The organism is Stutzerimonas kunmingensis, assembly GCF_032106285.1.
Classification (GTDB): domain Bacteria; phylum Pseudomonadota; class Gammaproteobacteria; order Pseudomonadales; family Pseudomonadaceae; genus Stutzerimonas; species Stutzerimonas kunmingensis_B.
This window is the reverse complement of sequence record NZ_DAMCPO010000002.1, coordinates 93,813-116,783: the sequence shown is the minus strand read 5'-3', so window position 1 is coordinate 116,783 and position 22,971 is coordinate 93,813. Positions and strand designations below refer to the sequence as shown.

General features: G+C 64.0%; 27 protein-coding genes, 1 other RNA gene and 1 pseudogene. 11 read left to right on the top strand and 18 right to left on the bottom strand.

Features of this window, described 5'->3' with window-relative positions:
- Nucleotides 1–11: 11 nt before the first annotated feature.
- From RT582_RS02290 to RT582_RS02265, 6 genes are all read right to left on the bottom strand, one after another.
- On the bottom strand, nt 12–1,013 hold the full coding sequence (locus tag RT582_RS02290; protein ID WP_313476402.1) for an extracellular solute-binding protein: 1,002 nt from the start codon (nt 1,011–1,013) through the stop codon (nt 12–14).
- Nucleotides 1,014–1,122: 109 nt separating this feature from the next.
- The gene (locus RT582_RS02285) at nt 1,123–2,343 is read right to left on the bottom strand and encodes a 2-octaprenyl-3-methyl-6-methoxy-1,4-benzoquinol hydroxylase (RefSeq protein WP_313476399.1); all 1,221 of its coding nucleotides are present in this window, start codon (nt 2,341–2,343) and stop codon (nt 1,123–1,125) included.
- Nucleotides 2,343–2,831, bottom strand: coding sequence for a DUF4442 domain-containing protein (locus tag RT582_RS02280; protein ID WP_014818652.1), 489 nt, complete (start codon nt 2,829–2,831; stop codon nt 2,343–2,345). Before RT582_RS02280 ends, RT582_RS02285 begins: the two co-directional genes overlap by 1 nt.
- A gap of 25 nt (nt 2,832–2,856) precedes the next feature.
- On the bottom strand, nt 2,857–4,035 hold the full coding sequence (gene ubiH / locus RT582_RS02275; protein ID WP_313476533.1) for a 2-octaprenyl-6-methoxyphenyl hydroxylase: 1,179 nt from the start codon (nt 4,033–4,035) through the stop codon (nt 2,857–2,859).
- Nucleotide 4,036: 1 nt separating this feature from the next.
- Nucleotides 4,037–5,371 (bottom strand): Xaa-Pro aminopeptidase, encoded by a 1,335-nt coding sequence (gene pepP, locus RT582_RS02270; RefSeq protein WP_313476397.1) that lies wholly within the window; start codon nt 5,369–5,371, stop codon nt 4,037–4,039.
- Between the two features lie 16 nt (nt 5,372–5,387).
- On the bottom strand, nt 5,388–5,942 hold the full coding sequence (locus tag RT582_RS02265; protein ID WP_014818649.1) for a YecA/YgfB family protein: 555 nt from the start codon (nt 5,940–5,942) through the stop codon (nt 5,388–5,390).
- 130 nt (nt 5,943–6,072) lie between these two features.
- On the opposite strand from RT582_RS02265, the gene RT582_RS02260 reads away from it, so the two are divergent.
- The 4 genes from RT582_RS02260 to RT582_RS02245 all read left to right on the top strand — a co-directional run bounded on the left by RT582_RS02260 (nt 6,073) and on the right by RT582_RS02245 (nt 7,414).
- A complete protein-coding gene (locus RT582_RS02260) occupies nt 6,073–6,282 on the top strand; it encodes a TIGR02449 family protein (protein ID WP_003303302.1) in 210 nt (69 codons plus the stop codon).
- Nucleotides 6,279–6,593 (top strand): cell division protein ZapA, encoded by a 315-nt coding sequence (locus RT582_RS02255; protein WP_003303305.1) that lies wholly within the window; start codon nt 6,279–6,281, stop codon nt 6,591–6,593. Before RT582_RS02260 ends, RT582_RS02255 begins: the two co-directional genes overlap by 4 nt.
- 33 nt (nt 6,594–6,626) lie before the next feature.
- A non-coding RNA gene (gene ssrS / locus RT582_RS02250) (6S RNA) lies at nt 6,627–6,805 on the top strand.
- Nucleotides 6,806–6,811: 6 nt separating this feature from the next.
- The gene (locus RT582_RS02245; RefSeq protein ID WP_023444013.1) at nt 6,812–7,414 is read left to right on the top strand and encodes a 5-formyltetrahydrofolate cyclo-ligase; all 603 of its coding nucleotides are present in this window, start codon (nt 6,812–6,814) and stop codon (nt 7,412–7,414) included.
- Nucleotides 7,415–7,442: 28 nt separating this feature from the next.
- On the opposite strand, the gene RT582_RS02240 is transcribed toward RT582_RS02245, so the two are convergent.
- Nucleotides 7,443–7,595 carry a hypothetical protein gene (locus tag RT582_RS02240; protein WP_014818647.1) on the bottom strand — a complete coding sequence of 51 codons (153 nt, stop codon included), beginning with the start codon at nt 7,593–7,595 and terminating at the stop codon, nt 7,443–7,445.
- Between the two features lie 195 nt (nt 7,596–7,790).
- Here RT582_RS02240 and RT582_RS02235 point away from each other — a divergent pair, with 195 nt between their 5' ends.
- Entirely contained in the window at nt 7,791–8,240 is a 450-nt protein-coding gene (locus RT582_RS02235) for an EVE domain-containing protein (protein WP_313476394.1), read from the top strand.
- Nucleotide 8,241: 1 nt separating this feature from the next.
- Here the strand turns inward: RT582_RS02235 and RT582_RS02230 are convergent, their stop codons facing one another.
- A complete protein-coding gene (locus RT582_RS02230) occupies nt 8,242–8,628 on the bottom strand; it encodes a flagellar basal body-associated protein FliL (RefSeq protein ID WP_031297169.1) in 387 nt (128 codons plus the stop codon).
- A gap of 231 nt (nt 8,629–8,859) precedes the next feature.
- Between RT582_RS02230 and RT582_RS02225 the strand changes: the two genes are divergently transcribed.
- Nucleotides 8,860–9,840, top strand: coding sequence for an NADPH:quinone oxidoreductase family protein (locus tag RT582_RS02225; protein WP_313476392.1), 981 nt, complete (start codon nt 8,860–8,862; stop codon nt 9,838–9,840).
- Between the two features lie 55 nt (nt 9,841–9,895).
- Here the strand turns inward: RT582_RS02225 and secB are convergent, their stop codons facing one another.
- From secB to RT582_RS02210, 3 genes are all read right to left on the bottom strand, one after another.
- Nucleotides 9,896–10,390 carry a protein-export chaperone SecB gene (gene secB, locus RT582_RS02220; RefSeq protein ID WP_014818643.1) on the bottom strand — a complete coding sequence of 165 codons (495 nt, stop codon included), beginning with the start codon at nt 10,388–10,390 and terminating at the stop codon, nt 9,896–9,898.
- Between the two features lie 64 nt (nt 10,391–10,454).
- Complete coding sequence (gene grxC / locus RT582_RS02215) at nt 10,455–10,709, bottom strand: glutaredoxin 3 (protein WP_102832361.1); 255 nt, start codon at nt 10,707–10,709, stop codon at nt 10,455–10,457.
- A 2-nt stretch (nt 10,710–10,711) separates the two neighbouring features.
- Nucleotides 10,712–11,125 carry a rhodanese-like domain-containing protein gene (locus tag RT582_RS02210; RefSeq protein WP_014818641.1) on the bottom strand — a complete coding sequence of 138 codons (414 nt, stop codon included), beginning with the start codon at nt 11,123–11,125 and terminating at the stop codon, nt 10,712–10,714.
- A gap of 140 nt (nt 11,126–11,265) precedes the next feature.
- Here RT582_RS02210 and gpmI point away from each other — a divergent pair, with 140 nt between their 5' ends.
- The 4 genes from gpmI to RT582_RS02190 all read left to right on the top strand — a co-directional run bounded on the left by gpmI (nt 11,266) and on the right by RT582_RS02190 (nt 16,380).
- Complete coding sequence (gene gpmI, locus RT582_RS02205) at nt 11,266–12,813, top strand: 2,3-bisphosphoglycerate-independent phosphoglycerate mutase (RefSeq protein WP_313476389.1); 1,548 nt, start codon at nt 11,266–11,268, stop codon at nt 12,811–12,813.
- Between the two features lie 116 nt (nt 12,814–12,929).
- Entirely contained in the window at nt 12,930–14,189 is a 1,260-nt protein-coding gene (locus RT582_RS02200; protein WP_313476386.1) for a murein hydrolase activator EnvC family protein, read from the top strand.
- 71 nt (nt 14,190–14,260) lie between these two features.
- A complete protein-coding gene (locus tag RT582_RS02195) occupies nt 14,261–15,586 on the top strand; it encodes a S41 family peptidase (protein ID WP_014818638.1) in 1,326 nt (441 codons plus the stop codon).
- 2 nt (nt 15,587–15,588) lie between these two features.
- Nucleotides 15,589–16,380 carry a divergent polysaccharide deacetylase family protein gene (locus RT582_RS02190; protein ID WP_376781399.1) on the top strand — a complete coding sequence of 264 codons (792 nt, stop codon included), beginning with the start codon at nt 15,589–15,591 and terminating at the stop codon, nt 16,378–16,380.
- A 3-nt stretch (nt 16,381–16,383) separates the two neighbouring features.
- Here the strand turns inward: RT582_RS02190 and RT582_RS02185 are convergent.
- From RT582_RS02185 to hisB, 7 genes and pseudogenes are all read right to left on the bottom strand, one after another.
- Nucleotides 16,384–17,129, bottom strand: a pseudogene (locus RT582_RS02185) (substrate-binding periplasmic protein).
- Between the two features lie 235 nt (nt 17,130–17,364).
- Complete coding sequence (locus RT582_RS02180) at nt 17,365–18,114, bottom strand: substrate-binding periplasmic protein (protein ID WP_278397664.1); 750 nt, start codon at nt 18,112–18,114, stop codon at nt 17,365–17,367.
- A gap of 86 nt (nt 18,115–18,200) precedes the next feature.
- The gene (gene hisF / locus RT582_RS02175; protein WP_014818634.1) at nt 18,201–18,971 is read right to left on the bottom strand and encodes an imidazole glycerol phosphate synthase subunit HisF; all 771 of its coding nucleotides are present in this window, start codon (nt 18,969–18,971) and stop codon (nt 18,201–18,203) included.
- A gap of 98 nt (nt 18,972–19,069) precedes the next feature.
- A complete protein-coding gene (gene hisA / locus RT582_RS02170; RefSeq protein ID WP_313476382.1) occupies nt 19,070–19,813 on the bottom strand; it encodes a 1-(5-phosphoribosyl)-5-[(5-phosphoribosylamino)methylideneamino]imidazole-4-carboxamide isomerase in 744 nt (247 codons plus the stop codon).
- 36 nt (nt 19,814–19,849) lie between these two features.
- Complete coding sequence (locus RT582_RS02165) at nt 19,850–20,110, bottom strand: DUF2164 domain-containing protein (protein ID WP_023444024.1); 261 nt, start codon at nt 20,108–20,110, stop codon at nt 19,850–19,852.
- Entirely contained in the window at nt 20,111–20,749 is a 639-nt protein-coding gene (hisH, locus tag RT582_RS02160; RefSeq protein WP_003282884.1) for an imidazole glycerol phosphate synthase subunit HisH, read from the bottom strand. It lies immediately after the preceding gene.
- Complete coding sequence (gene hisB / locus RT582_RS02155; RefSeq protein WP_003303331.1) at nt 20,749–21,342, bottom strand: imidazoleglycerol-phosphate dehydratase HisB; 594 nt, start codon at nt 21,340–21,342, stop codon at nt 20,749–20,751. The genes hisH and hisB overlap by 1 nt, the downstream gene beginning before the upstream one ends.
- Before the next feature lie 129 nt (nt 21,343–21,471).
- Here hisB and RT582_RS02150 point away from each other — a divergent pair, with 129 nt between their 5' ends.
- Nucleotides 21,472–22,782 (top strand): nitrate regulatory protein, encoded by a 1,311-nt coding sequence (locus tag RT582_RS02150; protein WP_044314857.1) that lies wholly within the window; start codon nt 21,472–21,474, stop codon nt 22,780–22,782.
- Nucleotides 22,783–22,971 lie beyond the last annotated feature (189 nt).

Here is a 22,971-nt window from a genome sequence, read left to right as displayed (position 1 = left end):
CGGAGGGCTGATCAGTTCCAGCCGGCGCGGTCCATCAGCTTGATGGCTTCGGCCTGGCGCTTGCCGGCCACTTCCACCGGAATGGTGTCGGCCTTGAACTCGCCCCATGCCGCCACTTCGGCAGACGGCTTCACGCTCGGGTTGGCCGGGTACTCCATGTTGATGTCGGCGAAGATGCTCTGCGCCTCTTCGCTGGTCATCCACTCCACCAGCTTGCGCGCGGCGTCCGCGTTCGGTGCGTGCTTGGTCAGGCCGATGCCCGACAGGTTGACGTGCACGCCGCGGTTTTCCTGGTTCGGCCAGAACAGCTTGGCCTTGAGCTGCGGGTTCTGCGCGTGCAGACGACCGAAGTAGTACGTGTTGACGATGCCGGCATCGCATTGCCCGGCGTCGACGGCCTGCACCAGCGCCGTGTCGTCGGCGAAGACGTCGGTGGCGAGATTGCCGACCCAGCCCTTGATGATCTCTTCGGTCTTCTCGGCGCCGTGAGTCTCGATCATGGTCGCAGTCAGCGACTGGTTGTACACCTTCTTGCTGGTGCGCAGGCACAGGCGGCCGTCCCAACGCTCGTCGGCCAGCGCCTCGTAAGTGCTCAGCTCGCCGTCCTTGACCCGCTCCGGCGAGTAGACGATGGTCCGTGCGCGCAGCGACAGGCCGGTCCAGGCGTCATTGGAGGAACGATACTGGGCCGGGATGTTGTCCTTGACCACCTGAGAGTTCAGCGGCTGCAGGATGCCCATTTCCTCGGCTTGCCAGAGGTTGCCGCCATCGACGGTGAGCAGAAGGTCCGCCGGGGTGTTCGCGCCTTCGGCCTTGATGCGGGCCATCAGCGGGGCTTCCTTGTCAGTGATGAACTTGATCGCTACACCGGTCTTCTCGGTGTAGGCGTCGAACACCGGCTTGATCAGCTCATCGATACGCGAGGAGTAGACCACTACTTCGTCGGCAGCCTGAACGGCACCCGACAGCGCCGTCAGCGCCAGGGCGGCGAGTAAACCTTTGCTTGCCTGCATGGAACAGCCTCTTGGTGAGTTGGAACAGAGGCTGAATAGTAGTGAATGTTATTTACCTTCTCAATGCGACAAATCGTGCAGGTAATGTTTTGTAAATATCAATCTGACATCAGGGCTTGGCCAGTTCCGGCAGATCGCCGCTCAATCCGAGCGCCTGACGAACGAACAGCGCCTTCGCCTCCGGTAGCGCCTGTACGGCCTTGAGACCGGTATTGCGCAGCCAGCGCAGCGGCAGTGGATCAGCCTGGAACAGCCGTTCGAAGCCTTCCATGGCTGCCATCATCGCCAAGTTGTGCGGCATGCGCCGACGCTCGAAGCGGCTCAGCACCTGCACATCGGCCACCCGCTCACCGCGGGCAATCGCCGCCTTGAGCACTTCCGCCATCACGGCGGCATCCAGCAGACCAAGATTCACGCCCTGCCCCGCCAACGGATGAATGGTGTGTGCGGCATCGCCGATCAACGCCAGGCCCGGCTGCACATAGCGTTTGGCATGGCGTTGGCGCAGCGGGATGCACAGCCGCGGATCGACTTCGAGCACTTCGCCCAAGCGCACCTCAAAGGCTCGACCAAGCGCCGTTCGGAATGCCGCGTCATCCAGCGCCATGAGCCGCCTGGCTTCAGCTTCAGTAACCGACCAGACAATCGAGCACCAGTGCCGGTCGCCATCGCGCTCGAGCGGCAGAAACGCCAGGGGGCCGTCATCGGTGAAGCGCTGCCAGGCCGTACGCTGGTGCAGCTCGCTGCAACGCACGCTGGTGACGATGGCCTGATGCAGATAATCCCATTCGCGGGTTTCGCAACCAGCCAGGCGGCGAATCGCCGAGTTGGCGCCATCCGCCGCAATCAGCAGGGGCGTACGCAACTCGCGGCCGTCGACCAGCGTCAGCTGCCAACCGTCAGGGGTGCGCGCCAGCTGCTCGACGCGCGCGTCGCCGATCAGCTGCAGTCCGCCGCGGCGCTGCATCGCGTCCAGCAGCGCATCCTGCACCACACGGTTTTCGACGATATGCCCGAGCACTTCGGCATGTACGGTCTCGGCGGAAAAATGAATCTGCCCGGTGCCCGAGCCGTCCCATACGTGCATGTCGGTGTAGGGGCTCGCGCGGCGCGCGGCGATGCCCGGCCAGGCACCGACCCGCTGCAGGATGCGCTGGCTGGCTGCGGACAGCGCACTGACCCGCGGTTCGAAGCCGCCCTGCGGGTCGAAGTCGACGACCTCGAGCGGGCTCGCATCGAGCACGACGATCTTCAGCCCGCAACCTTCGAGGGCGAGTGCCAGGGTACTGCCGACCATGCCGGCACCCACGATGATCAGATCCGCTTGCATCACTTCTCTCCTGGCTGCCGCGCCCGCGGCTTGAGTCGTATGTAGAGGGTCTTCTGCACCCGTGCCACCAGCGTGCCCTCGCCGTCGCGCACTTCGACATGCATTCTGGGCAGGTACTTGCTGCCGTCGGCCGTGTGCGCGCGGATCTCATCCAGCAGCCTGTCGCTGATGGCGAATTCGGCGTAGACCGCGCCGCGCCCGGGGCTGACGAATTCTATGTTGGCCGCCTTGTCCCAGACGATGTAGTCGCGCCCGAGATTCTCCATCAGCATCAGCACGAAGAACGGGTCGACCATCGAATACAGCGAGCCGCCGAACTGCGTACCGACATAATTGCGGTTGTACCAGCGCAGCACCATCTTGACCTGAACCAGGCGCATATCCGCGCTGATGTGCCGCACCCGAACACCGGCTCCGATGTATGGCGGGTAGAAATTCATGGCCCAGCGCAGAAACCGCGCCTTGCGCGCCAAACGGGAGCCGCTCATGCCGAGTCCTTTTGGTTGCCGCTTTTCAGCCAGCGCGAGTGCCCAGGCCCATCGCCTGGCGCGCAAACCAACGCTTGGCGGCGGGCATGAGGTCCAGCCCGAGCAGACCGAGATTGCGTCCGGCCGCGACCAACCGACCGGAATCACCGAACAGCCGGGTGACCTGATCGGAGAAACCGACTGTCACGCGCTGATCGAAGCGCTGCCTGCGGGCGTACTCCTGCAGCGCCGCCAGGTCACCCAACGCGGCGTCGCTGCGCAGCAAAGCGACGCTCAGCGCCTCCACATCACGCAGCGACAGGTTGTAGCCCTGCCCGGCGATCGGGTGCAGGCTGTGCGCCGCGTTGCCGAGCACCACCAGACCCGAACGTACCTGCTCTTCGGCCTCGATCAGCGTCAGCGGATACAGATGCCGGGCACCGACCTGCTGCAACGCGCCCAGGCGATAACCGAAGGCCTCCTGCAGTTCGCCGAGGAAAACCGCCTCGTGCGCCTGCGCCAGGCGCGCGGCATCGGCCTGGGAGCGCGTCCATACCAGCGCACAACGATCATCCTGCAGCGGCAGCAGCGCCATCGGGCCGTCTTCGGTGAAGCGCTCGAACGCCAGACCGCCGTGCGGTTTGCCTGGCGTGATGTTGGCGATGAGCGCGGTCTGGCCGTACGGCCGGCGCGACACCTGGATGCCAAGCTGCTCGCGCAGCCCGGAGCGGCCACCATCTGCGAGCACGGTGAGGTCGCACTCCAGCTGCTGACCATCGGTAAAACTCAACCGGTAACCGGTGGCGCCGGGCTCCAGTCGCTCGACCTCGGCCGGACAGTGACGGATCACCACCTGATCATCCAGCGCCTGCCACAGGCAATGCCCGATCCAGGCGTTCTCGACCACGTAACCCAGCGCCTCGACGCCTTCGCGTGTGCAATCGAGGCGTGCCGCCCCGAAACTGCCACGCTCGGATACATGAATGCGCAGAATCGGCTCGGCGCGCTCGGCGATGTATTCCCATAGGCCCAGGCGCTGATAGATCAGCCGAGTGCCGTAGGACAGCGCCGTGGAGCGCGCGTCATAGCTCGGCTGGTACTCGTGGCCGGGCTCGAACGGCTCGATCAGATGGATGCGCCAGCCGCGCGCCCGGGCACCATCCTGCAAGGCCAGCGCGAGACTGGCGCCGACCAGTCCGCCACCGATGATCGCCAGGCTCTGCATGTCAGGCGACCTGCTCACGAGCGGCGGCCATCAGCGCCTCGATCTCGGCGACGCTCTTCGGCACGCCACCAGTGAGGATTTCGCAGCCGGTCCGTGTCACCACCACGTCATCCTCGATGCGCACGCCGATGCCGCGCCACTTCTTGGCGACGTTCTGATTGTCCACGGCGATATAGATGCCCGGCTCGACGGTCATCGACATGCCCGGCTCGAGCACGCGCCACTCGCCGCCGATCTTGTAGTCGCCGACGTCATGCACGTCCATGCCCAGCCAGTGCCCGGCGCGGTGCATGTAGAAGGGTTTGTAGGCCTCGCTTAGGATCAGTTCGTCGACCTCGCCCTGCAGCAGGCCCAGCTCGACCAGCCCGGCGGTGATCACCCGTACGGTGGCCTCGTGGGCCTCGTTCCAGTGCTTGCCGGGTGCGATGTGCTTGAAAGCCTCTTCGTTAGCCTTGAGCACCAGTTCGTAAATGGCCTTCTGCTCGGGCGAGAAGCGGCCGTTGACCGGAAAGGTGCGGGTAATGTCGCTGGCGTAGCAGTCGATTTCGCAACCGGCGTCGATCAGCACCAGGTCGCCATCCTTCAGCGGCGCATCGTTCTCGCGGTAATGCAGGATGCATGCATTGCGACCCGCGGCGACGATGCTGCCGTAAGCGGGCATCTTCGCCCCGCCCTTGCGGAACTCGTAATCCAGCTCGGCTTCCAGGTGGTACTCGAACAGGCCCGCGCGGCTGGCCTGCATGGCACGGATGTGCGCACGGGCGGAAATCTCCGCGGCATGCTTCATCACCTTCACTTCGTTACTCGACTTGTACAGACGCATGTCGTGCAGCAAGTGATCGAGCGCGACGAACTCGCTGGGCGGCTGCGCGCCCTGGCGCGCTTTGGCGCGAATGGTCTTGATCCACTCCATCAGCCGATGATCGAAGGCTTCGTTGGTGCCGATGGCGTAGTAGACACGGTCGCGGCCTTCGATCAGCCCGGGGAGGATGTCGTCGATGTCGCCGATGGGAAAGGCATCGTCGGCACCGTATTCACTTATCGCGCCGTCCTGCCCGGCACGCAGGCCATCCCACAGCTCGCGTTCGGGGTCGCGTTCGCGGCAGAACAGCACGTATTCGCCATGCTCACGCCCGGGAATCAGCGCGATCACCGCCTCCGGTTCGGGGAAGCCGGACAGATACTGAAAGTCGCTGTCCTGGCGGTAGACATGCTCGACATCGCGGTTGCGGATATACATCGGCGCCGCCGGCAGGATGGCGATACTGTTGGGTTCCATCTGCTCCATCAGCGCCTTGCGCCGACGGGCGTATTCCGATTTCGGGATGCGAGTCATGAGCGGAACGATTTCCTCAATGCAGGGAAGGTTTCGGAGCAGCAGGTACCGGCTTGGCGCACTCGGTGAACAGCAGCAACGGCGCCACGCGCAGGTACTCCATCACTTCCATGTAATCGGTCTCGCCGTCTTCGGACTCTTCCAGCGAGTCCTGAATCTGCGCGATGGCCGAGAGATCCTGCAGTACTTCCATGGCCTCGGCGCTCAGCGCGCGGTCGCCAGCGGTCAGACCGAAGCCGGCGAGAAAGCCCTGGCACCACTGGCCCAGCGCGACAGCGCGCTCGGCCAGCGGCGCATCATCGCTGGGCAGCAGCAGAACGACGGCGATGTCGTCGCCGGCGAGCTCACCCTTGACCATCTCCTGCAGGCCGATCAAGGCCTGACGGATATTGTCCTGCGGCGCTTCGCCAAGCAGGTCCGAGGCATCGGTCAGCCAGGGTTCGACATCGAAGCCGGCACCGGCGCAGCTACGCCCAAGCAACAGGCCATGCAATTCGGCAGGAGAAACAGTTTGCGGTGCGCCAGCCAGAAGTGTGGCGAAAGCGGCATATGGGGAATTCTGAATGGACATGGCGGCTAGGCGCACGATGGCGCAATGACTAGAATGAAGGCTTCGTATCCTAGCACCGGCGGCCGCGGCAAGACCATCGAAGCCCCCGGGCATCGCCTCCGTCTTCACTCAGTGCCCCAACAGGAATCCCATGGAAGACGCCGATCTGAAAGCGCTGACCACCAAGCTGGAGCAGCTGATTCAGCGCATCGAACAGCTCAAGGCGCAGAACCACCTGCTACTGGCCAACGAGCGGAACTGGCGTGAAGAGCGCGCTCATCTGATCGAAAAGAACGAAATGGCCCGCTTGAAGGTCGAATCAATGATTTCGCGCCTGAAAGCCCTGGAGCAGGACTCATGACCCAGCCGAACACCGTCACAGTGCACATCATGGACAAGGAATATTGCATTGCCTGTCCGCCAGAGGAACGCAGCAATCTGGAAGGCGCGGCCCGCTATCTGGATCGCAAGATGCGCGAGATCCGCAGCAGCGGCAAAGTCATCGGCGCCGACCGCGTTGCGGTGATGGCCGCGCTGAACATCACCCACGAACTGCTACACAAGCATGATCGCCTGGATGCCGAAGCCAACAGCGCGCGCGAGCACGTACGCATGTTGCTGGAGCGCGTCGACAGCGCACTGGCCACCGACCCGAACCCTTCCGGCAACTGATCAACGGCAGCCGGTTTGCGTTATACTCCGCCCAACTCCCTGGCATGTTCGCCAGTCGGCGATGACCCTCTCCCGATAAGCAACACCATGGAGGCTACACGTGGTGCCGGTGTGCATGTCCGCCTGACGGAAAGCCTTAAGGTACTCTGTAGTCGCCACCTTGAACTCTCGGGTTCAAGGGCCTACGCTGGCAGCGGCATGCTGGGGAGCCACTTCTTATGATCGTAGCCGAAGGCCTTTCGCGCCCGGCGCTACGCCGCAAGCTGCGCCACGCTCGACGCCAACTGACACCCGCCCAGCAGCGCCTGGCCGCTCGCCGTCTCTATCGGCAGCTGGCTCAGCATCCCCGGTTTCGGCGCGCCCGGCATATCGCCCTGTACCTACCCAATGATGGCGAAATCGATCCGCGCCTATTGCTGCAAGCGGCTCAGCGCCGCGGCAAGGCAACCTATCTTCCGGTACTCAACCCCTGGCCACGTACGCGCATGGTGTTCCAGCGCATCGAGCCCGGCGAACAGCTGCGCCGCAACCGCTTCGGCATTCTGGAACCCGTGATCCGGACCGCTCGGCAACGCCGCGTCTGGGCGCTGGACCTGCTGCTCATGCCACTGGTGGGCTTCGACGGAAAGGGCGGACGGCTTGGCATGGGCGGCGGCTTCTATGATCGCAGCCTGGCGTATCGCGCCATGCGCAAAAAAAGTCACAAACCGACATTGTTGGGACTGGCTCATGAATGTCAGCGCGTCGATCGACTGCCGCTGGAGAGCTGGGATGTAGCGCTTCAGGCTACGGTGACGGACCAGGGCTGGTACGCCGGGTGATGGAACGCCGCGTCCATGCGGCACGAGGTCATCGCTGCTGAGCCTGCTGCACCTGAATGACCGGGGCCATGCCGGCCGCGCCATCGTGCTGATCCCACAGACTCTGCGTATAGCCCGTGGTGACTACGCCGAGACCAAAGATAAAGACCAAAATCCACAGAATATCGGGCTTACGTTTCATTTGTGTTCGCCTCCCCCTACCAGGCGAAATGCTTGCGTCGAGTCGATATGTTTTCGTTCTAGGACTCGATAGGCCACCTTACAGCTGCGGCATTTTCCGTTAAGCGTCGGCACCGCGCAAACAGGTATTGCAGCCGATTGTCGGAGATTTTGCCATCATGGTCTGATCGAACCGCCTGATAGGAGAGCAAGGTTCATGCCTTACTGGCTAATGAAGTCCGAACCCGACGAATTTTCCATCCGGGACCTGAAAAAAATGGGTCACGGACGCTGGGATGGTGTACGCAACTACCAGGCGAGAAACTTCATGCGCCAGATGCAGGAAGGCGATCAGTTCTTCTTCTATCACTCCAGTTGCGCCGAGCCAGGAATCGCCGGCATCGGCAGGATCAGTCGCAGCGCCTATCCCGATCCCACTGCCCTCGACCCTGCCAGCCCCTATCACGAAGCCAAGGCTCGCGATGATGCGAATCCGTGGAGCGCGGTCGATGTCGAGTTCGTCGACGCCTTTGCGACACCGTTGAAATTGGCGCTTCTGAAAACCGAGCCAGCACTGCACGAACTGGCACTGGTGAAGAAAGGAAGCCGCCTGTCGGTGATGCCGGTCAGCGAAGACGAATGGCAGGCGATCCTGGCGATGCGCTGAGCTACTGGATGATCAGATTGTTGAACAACAGATCATCCACCAGCGGTTTGCCTTCTTCCTGCTCCAGCACCTCGCGCACCTGGCGCAAGGCTTCCTGACGCAACTGTTCCTTGGCTTCGGGGCCGCTCAGCGTCTCGTCGGTCTGCTGGGAAAACAGCATCACCAGCTGATGGCGAATCAGCGGCTCGTGATGCTTGACCCGATCCTCCACCTCCTTGCTGGAGATACGCAGCGCAACATCGGCCTTGTAGTACTTCAGTCGCTCGCCGGAGCCGTAGTTGCCAACCATCGCAGGCGTCAGCGCGTAATAGAGTGTCTGCGTGGCGACGGCGTCTTCGGCCGGCTCCTCAGCCAGCGCGGGCCCAGCCAGGGCGAGGCAGAAAAACATCGAGATGAGGTATTTCACGCGGTACTGCTCCAAGGGATTCCTGCGCCAGCATAACCAGTCGCCGCGGCCCACCCAAGCCTATCGCGCAACCGCCTGCCACTTATACGCCGCCATTACAGTGAACGATGCTGATTGCCTCGCCACGCAGCGCTCCTAGACTGGAAAGTCCTGAGCAGTCGAGCCATCCCATGTCGGGCGGCAAGCGTCCGACCAGTCGAACAAGGAAAAGCGATGAAAGCCGTCCTGTGCAAAAGCTTCGGCCCGCCCGAAAGCCTGGTTGTCGAAGATGCCCCCTCCCCTCAGATCAAGCCGAGCGAGATCCTGCTCGACGTGCATGCCGCCGGGGTGAATTTCCCTGACACGCTGATGATCGAGGGCAAGTATCAGTTCAAGCCGCCGTTCCCGTTCTCGCCCGGCGGCGAGGCGGCCGGCGTGATTGCCGCAGTCGGAGAGAAGGTCAGCCACCTCAAGGTCGGCGACCGGGTCATGGTGCTAACCGGCTGGGGCAGCTTTGCCGAACAGGTTGCCGTGGCCGGTACCAACGCACTGCCGATCCCGCCGAGCATGGACTTCGAGACCGCTGCCGCCTTCAGCATGACCTATGGCACATCGATGCATGCGCTCAAGCAGCGCGCCAATCTGCAACCCGGCGAGACCTTGTTGGTGCTCGGTGCCTCCGGAGGCGTCGGCCTGGCTGCCGTGGAGATCGGCAAGGCCATGGGCGCGCGAGTCATCGCCGCCGCCTCCAGCGCCGAAAAGCTGGAGGTGGCGAAGAATGCCGGCGCCGACGAACTGATCAACTACAGCGAAGTCAGCCTGAAGGAGCGCCTGAAGGAACTCACCGGCGGCCAGGGTGTGGATGTCATCTACGATCCGGTGGGCGGCAAGCTGTTCGAGGAAGCCTTCCGCAGCATCGCCTGGAACGGCCGCATGCTGGTGGTGGGTTTCGCCACCGGTGGCGACATTCCGGCGTTGCCGGCCAACCTGCCGCTGCTCAAGGGTGCCGCACTGATCGGCGTGTTCTGGGGCGCCTTCGCCCAGCGTCAACCGCAGGAAAACGCCGCGAATTTCCGTCAGCTGTTCGCCTGGCATGCAGAAGGCAAGCTCAAGCCGCTGGTATCGCAACGCTTTGCGCTGGAAGAGGCTGGCCAGGCGATCGCCACGCTGGGGCAGCGCAAGGCGGTCGGCAAGCTGGTGGTGCAGGTGCGCTAATGCGCAGAAGGGAAATGCAGGAAGCGTCAGACGCTTCCTGCATGATCCGCATGGATCAGTGGGCGGTGCTGGGGGCTTCGCCGGCGCTCTGCATGCGCGCCATTTCCTGGGCGTAGAGTGCGTCGAAGTTCACCGGAGCCAGCATCAGCGCCGGGAACGAACCGCGGGTCACCAGGCTGTCCAGCGCCTCACGGGCGTAAGGGAAGAGGATGTTCGGGCAGAACGCGCCAAGGGTGTGGCTCATCGCAGCCGCTTCCAGACCCTTGATCAGGAAGATCCCGGCCTGCTGCACTTCGGCAATGAAGGCAACTTCTTCGCCGGTCTTCACGGTGACCGAAAGGGTCAGCACGACTTCATGGAAGTCGCCCTCAAGCGCCTTCTGCTTGGTGTTCAGGTCCAGCGCGACACTCGGATTCCATTCCTGACGGAAAATTTCCGGGCTCTTCGGCGCTTCGAAGGACAGGTCGCGGACGTAGATGCGCTGCAGGGAGAACTGCGCGCCCTGTTCGTTCTGCGATGCTGCGCCGCCGTTGTTAGCTTGTTCGGTCATTTCTGCAACCTTCTATCCAGTTGTGCGTGTCGTTTGAATTGTTCGCAGACCCGCGTTGCCGGCCTCAAGCCTGCAGCAACGGGTCGAGACGTCCAGCGCGCTCCAGAGCGTGCAGCTCATCGCAGCCGCCGACGTGCTTGTCGCCGATCCATATCTGCGGCACCGAGGTGCGTCCGGCCTTGCTGGCCATCTCGGCACGCAGGGACGGGTTGCCATCCACGGGAACTTCCTCGTAGGCGACACCCTTGCGATCGAGCAGCGCCTTGGCGCGGATACAGAACGGGCACCAGGCGGTGGTATAGATGACGACGTTGGGCATGATTACTTGACCACTGGCAGATTGTCGCCGCGCCAGCTGGAAATCCCTCCCGACAACTTGGCGGCGGTGAAGCCTGCCTTCTGCAGCTCACGGCAGGCCGTTCCGGCGTGCTGCCCCATGGCGTCGACCACGATGATGGTCTTGGCCTTGTGCTTTTCCAGCTCGCCTGTGCGGCTGACCAGCTTCTCGTAGGGAATGTTCAATGCATCGACGATATGACCGGCGTCGAACTCCTTCTTGACGCGCACGTCCAACACCACGCCCTCGCCACTGTTGACCAGTGCCGTCAGTTCGCGATTGCTCAGGCTCTTGCCACCCTTGCGGGTCTCGGTGATGAACAGAAGGATCAACAGCACCACGAACAGGCTGCTGAGTACATAGTGGTTAGAGACAAATTCAATCAGGTTAGCGAGCATCAACGGGTACCCGGACGATAAAATGCGGGCCAGTATACACAGCCCCTCCTACCGGCTGAACCCTGATGATTCGTGACCTCGCCCCGGCCAGCCAGTAGACTGGCTGCCCTTTTCCGCCCCCGTGCAAGGAGCCCGAAAGCATGTCCGTCGCCCCCACCGCCGCGCCCAAACCCCTGGTACTGATCATTCTCGATGGCTTCGGGCACAGCGACAGCCCGGACTTCAACGCCATCCACGCCGCCCGCAAGCCGGTCTACGATCGCCTGCTGGCCAGCCAGCCGCACGGATTGATCTCTGGCAGCGGCATGGATGTCGGTCTGCCGGACGGGCAGATGGGCAACTCCGAGGTCGGCCACATGAACCTGGGCGCCGGGCGTGTGGTGTATCAGGACTTCACCCGGGTGACCAAGGCGATCCGCGACGGCGAGTTCTTTGCCAACCCGACCATCTGTGCCGCCGTCGACAAGGCCGCGGGGGCCGGCAAGGCGGTGCACATCCTCGGCCTGCTTTCCGACGGTGGCGTGCACAGCCATCAGGATCATCTGGTCGCCATGGCCGAGCTGGCGGCCCAGCGCGGCGTTGAGAAGATCTACCTGCATGCCTTCCTCGACGGCCGCGACACCCCACCGAAGAGCGCACAGCACTCCATCGAACTGCTTCAGGCCACCTTCACCCGCCTGGGCAAGGGCCGTATCGCCAGCCTGATCGGCCGCTACTTCGCCATGGACCGCGACAACCGCTGGGACCGCGTGCAGCAGGCCTACGAGCTGATCGTCGACGGCAAGGCGGAGTACCGCTCCGACTACGCCGTGGATGGCCTGATCGCCGCCTACGAGCGTGGCGAAAGCGACGAATTCGTCAAGGCGACCACCATCGGCGAACCGGTGCGCGTCGAGGATGGCGACGCCGTGGTGTTCATGAACTTCCGTGCCGACCGCGCCCGCGAGCTGACCCGTTGCTTCGTCGAACCCGGCTTCAATGAATTCGAATGCGCCCGGGTGCCGCAACTGGCCGAGTTCGTCATGCTCACCCAGTACGCCGCGAGCATTCCCGCGCCGGCAGCCTTCGCCCCGGAAGCACTGACCAACGTGCTCGGCGAGTACCTGGCCAACAACGGCAAGACCCAGCTGCGCATCGCCGAAACCGAGAAATACGCCCACGTCACTTTCTTCTTCTCCGGCGGCCGGGAAGAGCCCTTCCCCGGCGAAGAGCGCATTCTGATCCCCTCGCCTCAGGTCGCCACCTACGACCTGAAACCCGAGATGAGCGCGCCCGAGGTCACCGATCGTATCGTCGATGCCATCGAGAACCAGCGCTACGACGTTATCGTGGTCAACTACGCCAACGGCGACATGGTCGGTCATACCGGCGTGTTCGATGCCGCGGTCAAGGCGGTGGAATGCCTGGACAGCTGCGTCGGGCGGATCGTCGAGGCGCTGGACAAGGTCGGTGGCGAAGCGCTGCTGACCGCCGACCACGGCAACGTCGAACAGATGGAAGACGTCATGACCGGCCAGGCGCACACCGCGCATACCTGTGAGCCAGTGCCTTTCATCTATATAGGCAAGCGCAACGTCTCGATCCGCGAAGGCGGCGTGCTGGCCGATGTCGCGCCAACCATGCTGACCCTGCTCGGCATGCCGGTACCGCCGGAGATGACCGGTCGCTCGATCGTCGAGCTGAGCTGATCGAGCCGGGCGGGAAGCGGCTGGCGCCAGCCGCCGTTTCCCGCTACAGGCTTCAAGCTTCCAGCTTGCTTTTTAGGCATACTACGTCGGTCATAACGCTCGGTTGACGCCCTCCAATGCCTCGTACCTTTCTCGCCCTCGCCTTCCTCTGCCTGCTCGGCCCCGCCGTGGCGGACGAACGTACCGCAGCGCGGCAGCAGATCGAAGCCGCTCGCCAAGACATCGCCGAACTGCAGAAACTGCTCAAGCAGATCGAGCAGGAGAAATCCGGCGTTCAGAAGCAGCTGAAGACCACCGAAAGCGAGATGGGTCAGCTGGAAAAGCAGGTCGACACCCTGCAGCAGGAGATCGACCGCAGCGAGGCTGAGCTGGAACGCCTGAACGAGGAGAAAACCACCCTCGAAGGCGCACGCCTGCAGCAACAGCGCCTGATCGGGCTGCAGGCCCGCGCCGCCTATCAGAATGGGAGGCAGGAATACCTCAAGCTGCTGCTCAACCAGCAGAACCCGGAAAAATTCAGCCGCACCATCACCTATTACGACTACCTGAACAAGGCGCGCCTCGAACAGCTCGACAGCTTCAACGAGACCCTGCGCCAACTGGCCGGAGTCGAGACTGACATCGAAGCGCAGCAGAACCTTCTGGCGGAAAAGAAGGACGGCCTGCTGGAGCGGCGCGAGCAACTCGCCGAGGTGCGCAAGGAGCGCCAGCAAACGCTGGCCAAGCTCAACAGCGACCTGTCCAGCCGCGAACAGAAGCTGCAGGCCCGCCGTCAGGAGCAGGCCCAGTTCGAACGGGTACTCAAGACCATCGAGGAAACTCTGGCCCGCCAGGCTCGCGAAGCCGAGGAAGTCCGACAACGCGAACTGCTTGCCGAGCGCCAGCGTCAGGAGCAACAACAATCCCGGTCCGGCACCAGCACTGCGCCGAGCGGTCCATTGGTTTCCAGTGCCGGCGGCAACTTCGGCGGCCCGTTCGCCAAGGCCAAGGGCAAGCTGCCATGGCCGGTGGATGGACGTCTCGTCGCCCGCTACGGCACTCCGCGCGGCGGCGACGCTCGAACCAAGTGGGACGGCGTACTGATCGGCGCCAGCGTCGGTACTCAGGTCCGCGCCGTCCATGGCGGACGCGTAGTGTTCGCCGACTGGCTGCGCGGCGCTGGACTGCTGGTAATCCTCGACCATGGCAATGGTTATCTGAGCCTGTATGGCCACAACCAGAGCCTGCTGCGCGACGCCGGCGATATCGTCAAGGCCGGCGACGCAATTGCCACGGTAGGCACCAGCGGCGGCCAGGAAACTGCCGCACTGTATTTCGCCATTCGCCAGCAGGGGCGCCCCAGCGATCCTGCCCAATGGTGCCGCGCGCAAGGCTAGCGAGCAGCGGCGTTCGGTCCTGCCGAGCCGCCCGCACCACCAAGCGCGCCCTCTCATAATTGGAGTTCGACATGTTGCACCTGCGCCGTTTCGCCCGCCCATCCACGCTCGCCCTGGCCGTATTGCTGGGGATGCAGGGCGGCGCATGGGCCCAGCAGCCCATGGAGGAGGCCGCGGCGCCAAGTGCCAGTGCCAAAGCCCCGCTGCCGCTGGAGGAACTGCGCACCTTTGCCGAGGTACTGGACCGCATCAAGGCTGCCTATGTCGAACCAGTGGATGACAAGACCCTTCTGGAAAATGCCATCAAAGGCATGCTCAGCAATCTCGATCCTCATTCCGCCTATCTCGAGCCCGAAGCGTTCGCCGAGCTGCAGGAAAGCACCAGCGGCGAATTCGGTGGTCTCGGCATCGAAGTCGGCATGGAAGACGGCTTCATCAAGGTCGTTTCACCGATCGACGATACCCCGGCGTCCAAGGCCGGCATCGAAGCCGGCGACCTGATCGTCAAGATCGACGGCCAGCCGACCAAGGGGCTGTCGATGATGGACGCCATCGGCAAGATGCGCGGTAAGCCGGGCAGCAGCATCAGCCTGACGCTGGTGCGCGAAGGCGGCCAGCCGTTCGACGTGAAGCTGACCCGCGCGGTCATCAAGGTGCGCAGCGTCCGCAGTCAGATCCTGGAGCCAGGCTACGGCTACCTGCGCGTCACTCAGTTCCAGGTCAACTCCGGCGAGGAAGTGGGCAAGGCGCTGGCGAAGCTGAAGAAGGACAACGACGGCAAGAAGCTCAACGGCCTGGTCCTCGACCTGCGCAACAACCCTGGTGGCGTGCTGCAGGCGGCTGTCGAGATTTCCGACCACTTCCTGACCAAGGGCCTGATCGTCTACACCGAGGGTCGCATCGCCAATTCCGAGCTGCGCTTCAACGCCGACCCGGCAGATGCCAGCGAAGGCGTACCGCTGGTGGTGCTGATCAACGGCGGCAGCGCCTCGGCCTCGGAGATCGTCGCTGGCGCGCTGCAGGATCACAAGCGTGGTGTGGTGATGGGCACCGACAGCTTCGGCAAGGGCTCGGTACAGACCGTGCTGCCGCTGAACAACGATCGTGCACTGAAGCTGACTACCGCGCTGTACTACACCCCCAACGGCCGCTCGATCCAGGCCCAGGGCATCGAGCCGGACATCAAGGTCGAGCGTGCCAAGCTGACCCGCGAGCAGGCCGCCGATGGCTTCCGCGAGGCCGATCTTGCTGGCCACCTGGGCAACGGCAACGGCGGTCCGGACCGTCCCACCGCCACCCAGATCGCCAGCGACTCGCCGCGGCCGCAGGACGATGACTACCAGCTCGGTCAGGCCCTGAATCTGCTCAAGGGATTGAACCTCACCCGCGGCCAGTGAAGATGTCAGGCTGGGTAGCAGGGCTGGCGCTGCTGGTGTTGCTCGCCAGCCAGGCGCTGTATGCCAGCGAGCCCGCAGCCACGCCGGACCATGTCCCGCGACCGCGGTTGACCCTGATAATCGACGACCTCGGGCAGAACCCGGCACGCGACCGCCGCGTGCTGCAACTGCCGGGGCCGGTCGCGCTGGCGATCCTTCCCGACACCCGCCATGCAGCCGACCTGGCCGAGCAGGCTCATCGCGCCGGCAAAACGGTCATGCTGCACATGCCGATGGCGCCTGCCCAAGGCCGTTTCACCTGGCATCCCCAACTACCTCATGACGAACTGGCGCGCCGTCTCGACGCAGCGCTTGCGGCGGTACCGCATGCCAGCGGGCTGAACAACCACATGGGCAGCGCCATGACCGATCAGATACAGGCCATGACCTGGCTGATGGGCGAACTGCAGCGCCGCCACCTGTTCTTTCTCGACAGCCGCACCAGCCCGCGCACCGTGGCCGCCGCCAGCGCCCAACGCACGGCACTGGCCAGCCTGTCGCGGGACATCTTTCTCGATGACGATCCCGCACCGTCCGCGGTAGCCGAACGCTTTCACACGGCAGTCGCGCTAGCGCGCAAGCAAGGCTCGGTCGTCATCATCGGTCATCCCCACGAGAGCACGCTGGCCGTGCTCGAACGCGAACTGCCGCGCCTCTCGGCGCAGGGCATCGAATGGGTCGATGTCGGGCAGATGATCGCCACCCGCAGCAACCGCGCGATGGCCGCCCACGGTCGTGGCGGCGTCTACCGCTGAGCTTCAGAGATAGCGGCGCAGCATCGCATCCACCGTGCCGTCGGCACGCATCGCATCCAGCGCCCGCTGCAGACGCTCAACCACCTCGTCCGGTGTCGCCCGGTTGAGCGCGAGGAACAGCCGCGCTTCATTGAAACGCAGCACCGGTTTCAGGCCGGTCACACCTTCCTGCTTGGCCAGGTAGGGCCCGACCGGATCGGCGGTGGCCCAGACGTCGATCTGACCCTTGAGCAGCTTGCCGATGTTCTCCTGATCACGCAGCGAGTTGATCGGCGCCAGGCCCTTGCCCTCCAAGTGCTGGCTGACCGCATCGTTCTTGTAGGCACCGATGCGCAGGTCGTGTGCCTGCTCCAGTCCGGTCAGCCGCAGAGGACTGTCGGCGGGCGCCAGCAGCACCCAGCTGATGCTCGCCAACGGGCCGACCCATTTGAACTGCTGCTCGCGCTCAGCCGTGAAGGTGGTGGAGAACAGCCCCTGATCCGGCTGTTCGAGCACCTGCTTGTAGATGCGATCCCAGGGGAAGCGCAGGGTCAGCTCGTAGCGGATTTCGCGCGGCGGAACATCTCGCGCACGATGTCGGCGTTGATGCCGTGGATGCGCGCGTCGGCGGCGTAGTTCTTGCCGTCCTCGGCCATGTTGAATGGTGGAAAGTTCTCGGTCAGCAGCACGACTCGGTAGTCGTCAGGCAGCGCGGCGTGCGCGTGAGCGCAGAGCAGCAGCAAGACGACGGCAATGATTCGCTTGAACATGGATCGCTCCCTTCTTCTCGATTCCCTGGCCCACCCCTCCGCGAGCCAGAGCCGGGGGCTGTCCAAAGCAAGATGCGAACCAGCGAAGCGCCGCGGCGCCAGCGGCTGAGCGCCCGCTGAATCAGGGAAGCGTGCATGCGCCAGGACGGCGCGAGCAGGAGGATCGTTGCACGCTACTGGCGCACCGCCATCACCGAGAAAGTCGGCGCAGGAGATGCGCCGACTACGGGAAGGCTCAGAGGTAGCGCGCGTTGATCTCGTCGATTACACCTTCGCTGCGCATCTGGTCGAGCGCTTTCTGCAGCTTCTGCACCGTCTCATCGGCGACCTGCTTGTTCAGCGCCAGGTACAGCTCGGCACTGTCGAAACGCAGCACGCGCTTGAGTCCGGTCACGCCGTCCTGGCGGGCGAGGTAGCGGCCAGCGGGATCACCAGTGGCCCACAGGTCGATCTTGCCGTCGATCAGCTTCTTCACGTTTTCCTGATCGCGCAGGGCGAGCTGCGGCTGCAGTCCCTGACCGTCCAGGTGTTCGGCAATGGCATCACCCTTGTAGGCGCCGATGTTGTACTGGCGCGCCTGATCCAGACTGGTCAGGTTGATCGGACTGTCGCCACGAGCCAGCAACACCCAGTCGTCCGGCCCGATCGGACCAACCCACTTGAACAGCTCTTCGCGCTCGGGCAGGCGCGCCGTGACGAAAACCCCGTAGTTCGGCTGCTCCAGCGCCATGCCGTAGATGCGCTCCCAGGGGAAGCGCAGCGTCAAGGTGTAGTCGATGCCGGCACGCTTGAACATCTCGCGCACGATGTCCGCGGCGATCCCGCTGATGTTTTCATCGCGGGCGAAGTTCTTGCCGTCGGCCGCCATGTTGTAAGGCGGAAAGTTCTCCGTCAGCAGATCGATCTTCACCGGTGTCTGCGCATGACCCAGCGTGGCGCCGAACAGCAGTGCCGCAGCGGCGAGGGAAGCGATGGTCTTGAGCATGCGTGAAATCTCCTGATTGTTTGTCCGCAACAGCCGCGGACATGTCCTTATTTCGGCATTAAGCCTTGTTCAGCTGCACGTTGAGATCAACGCATCACGATGCCGCGGGCGGCCAGATAGGCCTTGGCTTCCGGAATCGTGTATTCGCCGAAGTGGAAGATGCTCGCGGCTAGCACCGCATCGGCCTTGCCTTCGAGAATGCCGTCGGCCAGGTGCTGCAGATTGCCGACGCCACCGGAGGCGATCACCGGAATGCACAGCGCTTCGCTGATGGCCCGGGTGACGCCCAGGTCGTAGCCGCTCTTCACGCCGTCCTGATCCATGCTGGTCAGCAGGATTTCGCCGGCGCCGAGGTCTTCCATCTTCTTCGCCCAGGCCACCGCATCCAGGCCGGTGGGCTTGCGCCCGCCATGAGTGAAGATTTCCCAGCGACCCGGCTCGCCCGGCGCGGAGACCTTCTTCGCATCGATGGCGACGACGATGCATTGCGAGCCGAAGCGGTCCGCGGCCTCGCCGACGAAGTCCGGGTTGAACACCGCGGCGGTGTTGATCGAGACCTTGTCCGCGCCGGCATTGAGCAGGTTGCGGATATCCTGCACGCTGCGCACGCCACCGCCCACAGTCAGCGGGATGAACACCTGGCTGGCCATGCGCTCGACGGTGTGCAGGGTGGTGTCACGGTTGTCGACACTGGCGGTGATGTCGAGGAAGGTGATCTCGTCGGCGCCCTGCTCGTCGTAGCGGCGGGCGATTTCCACCGGGTCGCCGGCGTCGCGAATGTTCTCGAACTGGACGCCCTTGACCACGCGGCCGTTGTCCACGTCGAGGCAGGGAATGATGCGTTTGGCCAGGGCCATGGCTTTCTCCGAAAGCGGCTTATTCAAGCCGCAGGCTTCAAGCTGCAGGTAGCGTGTAGGGTGGATCGCGCTTCACCGATCCACCGCAGTTCAGCGAATCACCCGTCCTTGTACTTCAGGTCGCAGAGCGCCTGCGCCTCGGCGACGTCGAGCGTGCCTTCGTAGATCGCCCGGCCGGTGATGGCGCCGACAATGCCCGGCGTGTTGGTGTCGAGCAGCTTCTGGATGTCGCCGATGTTGTGGATGCCGCCGGAGGCGATCACCGGGATGCGGCTGGCGTTGGCCAGCGCCACGGTCGCCTCGACGTTGCAGCCCTGCATCATGCCGTCCTTGGCGATGTCGGTATAGACGATCGCCGCGACGCCATCGGCCTCGAAACGGCGCGCCAGGTCGACGGCCTGCACGCTGGAGACTTCGGCCCAGCCATCGGTGGCGACGAAGCCGTCCTTCGCATCCAGGCCAACGATGACCTTGCCCGGAAAGGCGCGGCAGGCCTCGGTAACGAACTCCGGCTCTTTGACCGCCTTGGTACCGATGATCACGTAGCTGACGCCGGCGCGCACGTAATGCTCGATGGTTTCCAGGGTACGGATGCCGCCACCGATCTGGATCGGCAGGTCCGGGTAGCGCTTGGCGATGGCGGTGACCACCTCGCCGTTGACCGGCTGGCCTTCGAAGGCGCCGTTGAGGTCGACCAGGTGCAGGCGACGGCAGCCGGCCTCGACCCACTTGGCGGCCATGGCCACCGGGTCGTCGGAAAACACCGTGGCATCGTCCATCAGGCCCTGGCGCAGACGCACGCAGGCGCCGTCCTTGAGATCGATAGCGGGGATAATCAGCATGGCTTGAACCTGTTCAAATCAAGTGTCGGTTAAGGGTCAGCTCTTCTCGAGCGCCCACAAGTCGCTTTCGATGCTTTCGAACCTTTCTTTCAGGTGGCTCTGCACGTCGAAGATCGCCTTGTTGTAATACAGCGGCGCGATTTCCCGGGCGAACAGATCGAGCACTTCCTGCGCCTCGAACGAGCCCAGCTCGAGTTCGAAGCGCTCTTCCAGAAAGCGCTTGATGACCTGTTGCGCTGCCTGCTCCTGAGCAGGATCCAGCGTCAGGACCGGCGGCTTGAGCTTGGCCCGGCTCATTTACCAGCGACCATCCCAGGCGGCGAAGTTCTGCAGCAGCTGCAGGCCGTGGGTGTGGCTCTTCTCCGGGTGGAACTGCACCGCGAAGCGCGAGCCATCGGCCAGCGCGGCGGCGAAGTCGTTGCCGTAATGGCCGCGACCGACCACCTGGCGCGGATTGCCGGCCTCGATGTAGTAGCTGTGCACGAAATAGAAGCGCCCATTGTCCGGAATCGCGTGCCAGAGCGGGTGGTCGACCACCTGCTTGACCTCGTTCCAGCCCATGTGCGGCACCTTCAGGTGCTCGCCGTCCTCGTGCAGGTCCTTGCCGAAGAAGCGCACCTGACCGGGGAACAGGCCGATGCAATCGACACCATCGTTCTCCTCGCTGCGCTCCATCAGCGCCTGCATGCCGACACAGATGCCGAGAAATGGGCGGTCCTGGCTGACTTCACGGACCAGTTCGTCGAAGCCCAGCCGGCGGATCTCGGCCATGCAGTCGCGAATCGCGCCGACGCCGGGAAACACCACGCGGTCGGCCTCACGGATGACCTGCGCATCGCTGGTGATCAGCACGCGGCCAGCGCCGACGTGTTCCAGCGCCTTGGCCACCGAGTGCAGGTTGCCCATGCCGTAGTCGATGACGGCGACGGTCTGCATTACAGGCACCCTTTGGTCGACGGCATCTGCCCGGCCATGCGCGGATCGAGCTCGACGGCCATGCGCAGCGCGCGGCCGAAGGCCTTGAACACGGTTTCGATCTGGTGGTGGGTGTTGATGCCGCGCAGGTTGTCGATGTGCAGGGTGACCAGGGCGTGATTGACGAAGCCCTGGAAGAATTCCTGGAACAGGTCGACGTCGAACTTGCCGACCACCGCGCGGGTGTAGGGCACGTTCATGGTCAGCCCCGGGCGCCCGGAGAAGTCGATCACCACGCGCGACAGCGCCTCGTCCAGCGGTACGTAGGAATGCCCGTAGCGGGTCATGCCCTTCTTGTCGCCGATAGCCTTGGCGAAGGCCTGGCCGAGGGTGATGCCGACGTCCTCGACGGTGTGGTGGTCATCGATGTGCAGGTCGCCGTTGCACTCGATATCCAGGTCGATCAGCCCGTGACGGGCGATCTGGTCGAGCATGTGCTCCAGGAAGGGCACGCCGATGGCGAAGCGCGCCTTGCCGGTGCCATCCAGATTGATGGTGACCTTGACCTGGGTTTCCAGGGTGTTGCGCTCTACGTAAGCCGTACGTTCGGACATCAACAGCTCCGCTGATCGTGGGCGAAAAGGGGCACATTATAGGCGCAAACGCCGCAGCACGGATACGCGCCGGGTTTACTGGACTGCATCTTGCAGGAACCTGCGCGACAACCCGCGGAGGTGCCGCCCATGCACGGACGGAAAATGCCTGCGACCCTGCGCTTCATGCTGGCGTCCCGGCGCAGCGAACTGCTCGGCCTGGAAGACCTGGCGCGCACCTGCGAACTGGTCACCCGTATCAGCCAGCTGGTGCACGCGCTGCAGAAAGAGCGCGGCTACTCGAACATCTACCTCAGCGGCAACGCCGCCCATCAGCGCCAGCAGCTGGACGTGCTCAGCCTGGAAGCCGAGGCGCTGGAGCGCGGGGTGCGCCTGGATCTGGATCGCATCGACCTGGATGCCGTCAGCACTGCGGACAAAACCCGGCTGTTCACCCGCATCGCCTATGCCCTGCACAGTCTCGACGAGCTGCCGGCTCTGCGCCGGCGCATCCGCGAGCACGCCATCAGCATGCAGGACGCCACGGCAACACTGGTGCGGCTGATCGGCGGGCTGCTGGCAGTGGTGTTCGAAGCGGCCGACACCGCCGCCGACCCGGACATCACCCGCTGCCTGGTGGCGCTGTTCAATTTCATGCAGGGCAAGGAACTGGCCGGCCAGGAGCGCGCGCTCGGGGTCGTCGGCTTCGCCAGCGGCTATTTCCGCGCGGACATGCTGGAGCGCCTGGAGCATCTGCTCGAAGGCCAGGAGCGCTGCTTCGCCACCTTCAGCCGCTTCGCCAGCCCGGCAGCGCAGGCGCTATGGCAAGCGTTGTGCGCCAGCGAGACGAACATCAACGCCTGCCGCCTGCGTGACATCGCCCGCCGTACCAGCCCCGGCGCGGCGGTCGAACCGCAGCTGTGCGAGCTCTGGTTCGAGCTGCACACGCACCGCATCGACGCAATGAAGCAGGTCGAGACGCGCCTGGAGCAGGATCTGTTGCAACAGTGCCGGTACAGCATCGAGCGTATCCGCAAGGACCTGCAGAGCCATCGCAAGCTGCTCGACGGCATCGCCGACATGCACGCCGCCGCCGAGCAGGCCAAGCTGTTCAGTGTGCAGGCCAGCGATCTGGACGCGCCACCGCCGGACGGCATGACCGCGATGGTGGCGCGCTCGACCCTGGAACTCTTGCTAACCCAGAGCGTGCGCCTGCAGGGTCTCAATGAAGAATTGCGCGAGGCGCGTCAGGCGCTGGACGAACGCAAACAGGTGGAGCGGGCCAAGCAGCAGCTGATGCGCCAGCAGGGCTTCTCCGAAGGCGAGGCCTACGGCTGGCTGCGTCAGGCGGCAATGAATCAGGGCCTGCGCCTGGAGGAGGTCGCCCAGCGCCTGCTGGCACTGGCACAGCCCGCCGAGCGCGCCCCGGCCCGCACTCTGGGCCAGCGCTCCAAGCACTGAAAACAGGCACGCCGCACCATCAGCACAGCATGCCTGCCCCGCGGATGTGCATGCGCCGCCAGTCCCGCAGGATCGCCAAGCGCAATTCATCTCGAGCAAGCCAATCACGGAACTGGTCGCGCTCTGTTTGCGCCCCGCCGCAAGTGCTTGATTCGATGGAAACCTCCCGGCGATTCGATGCCGCGGCAG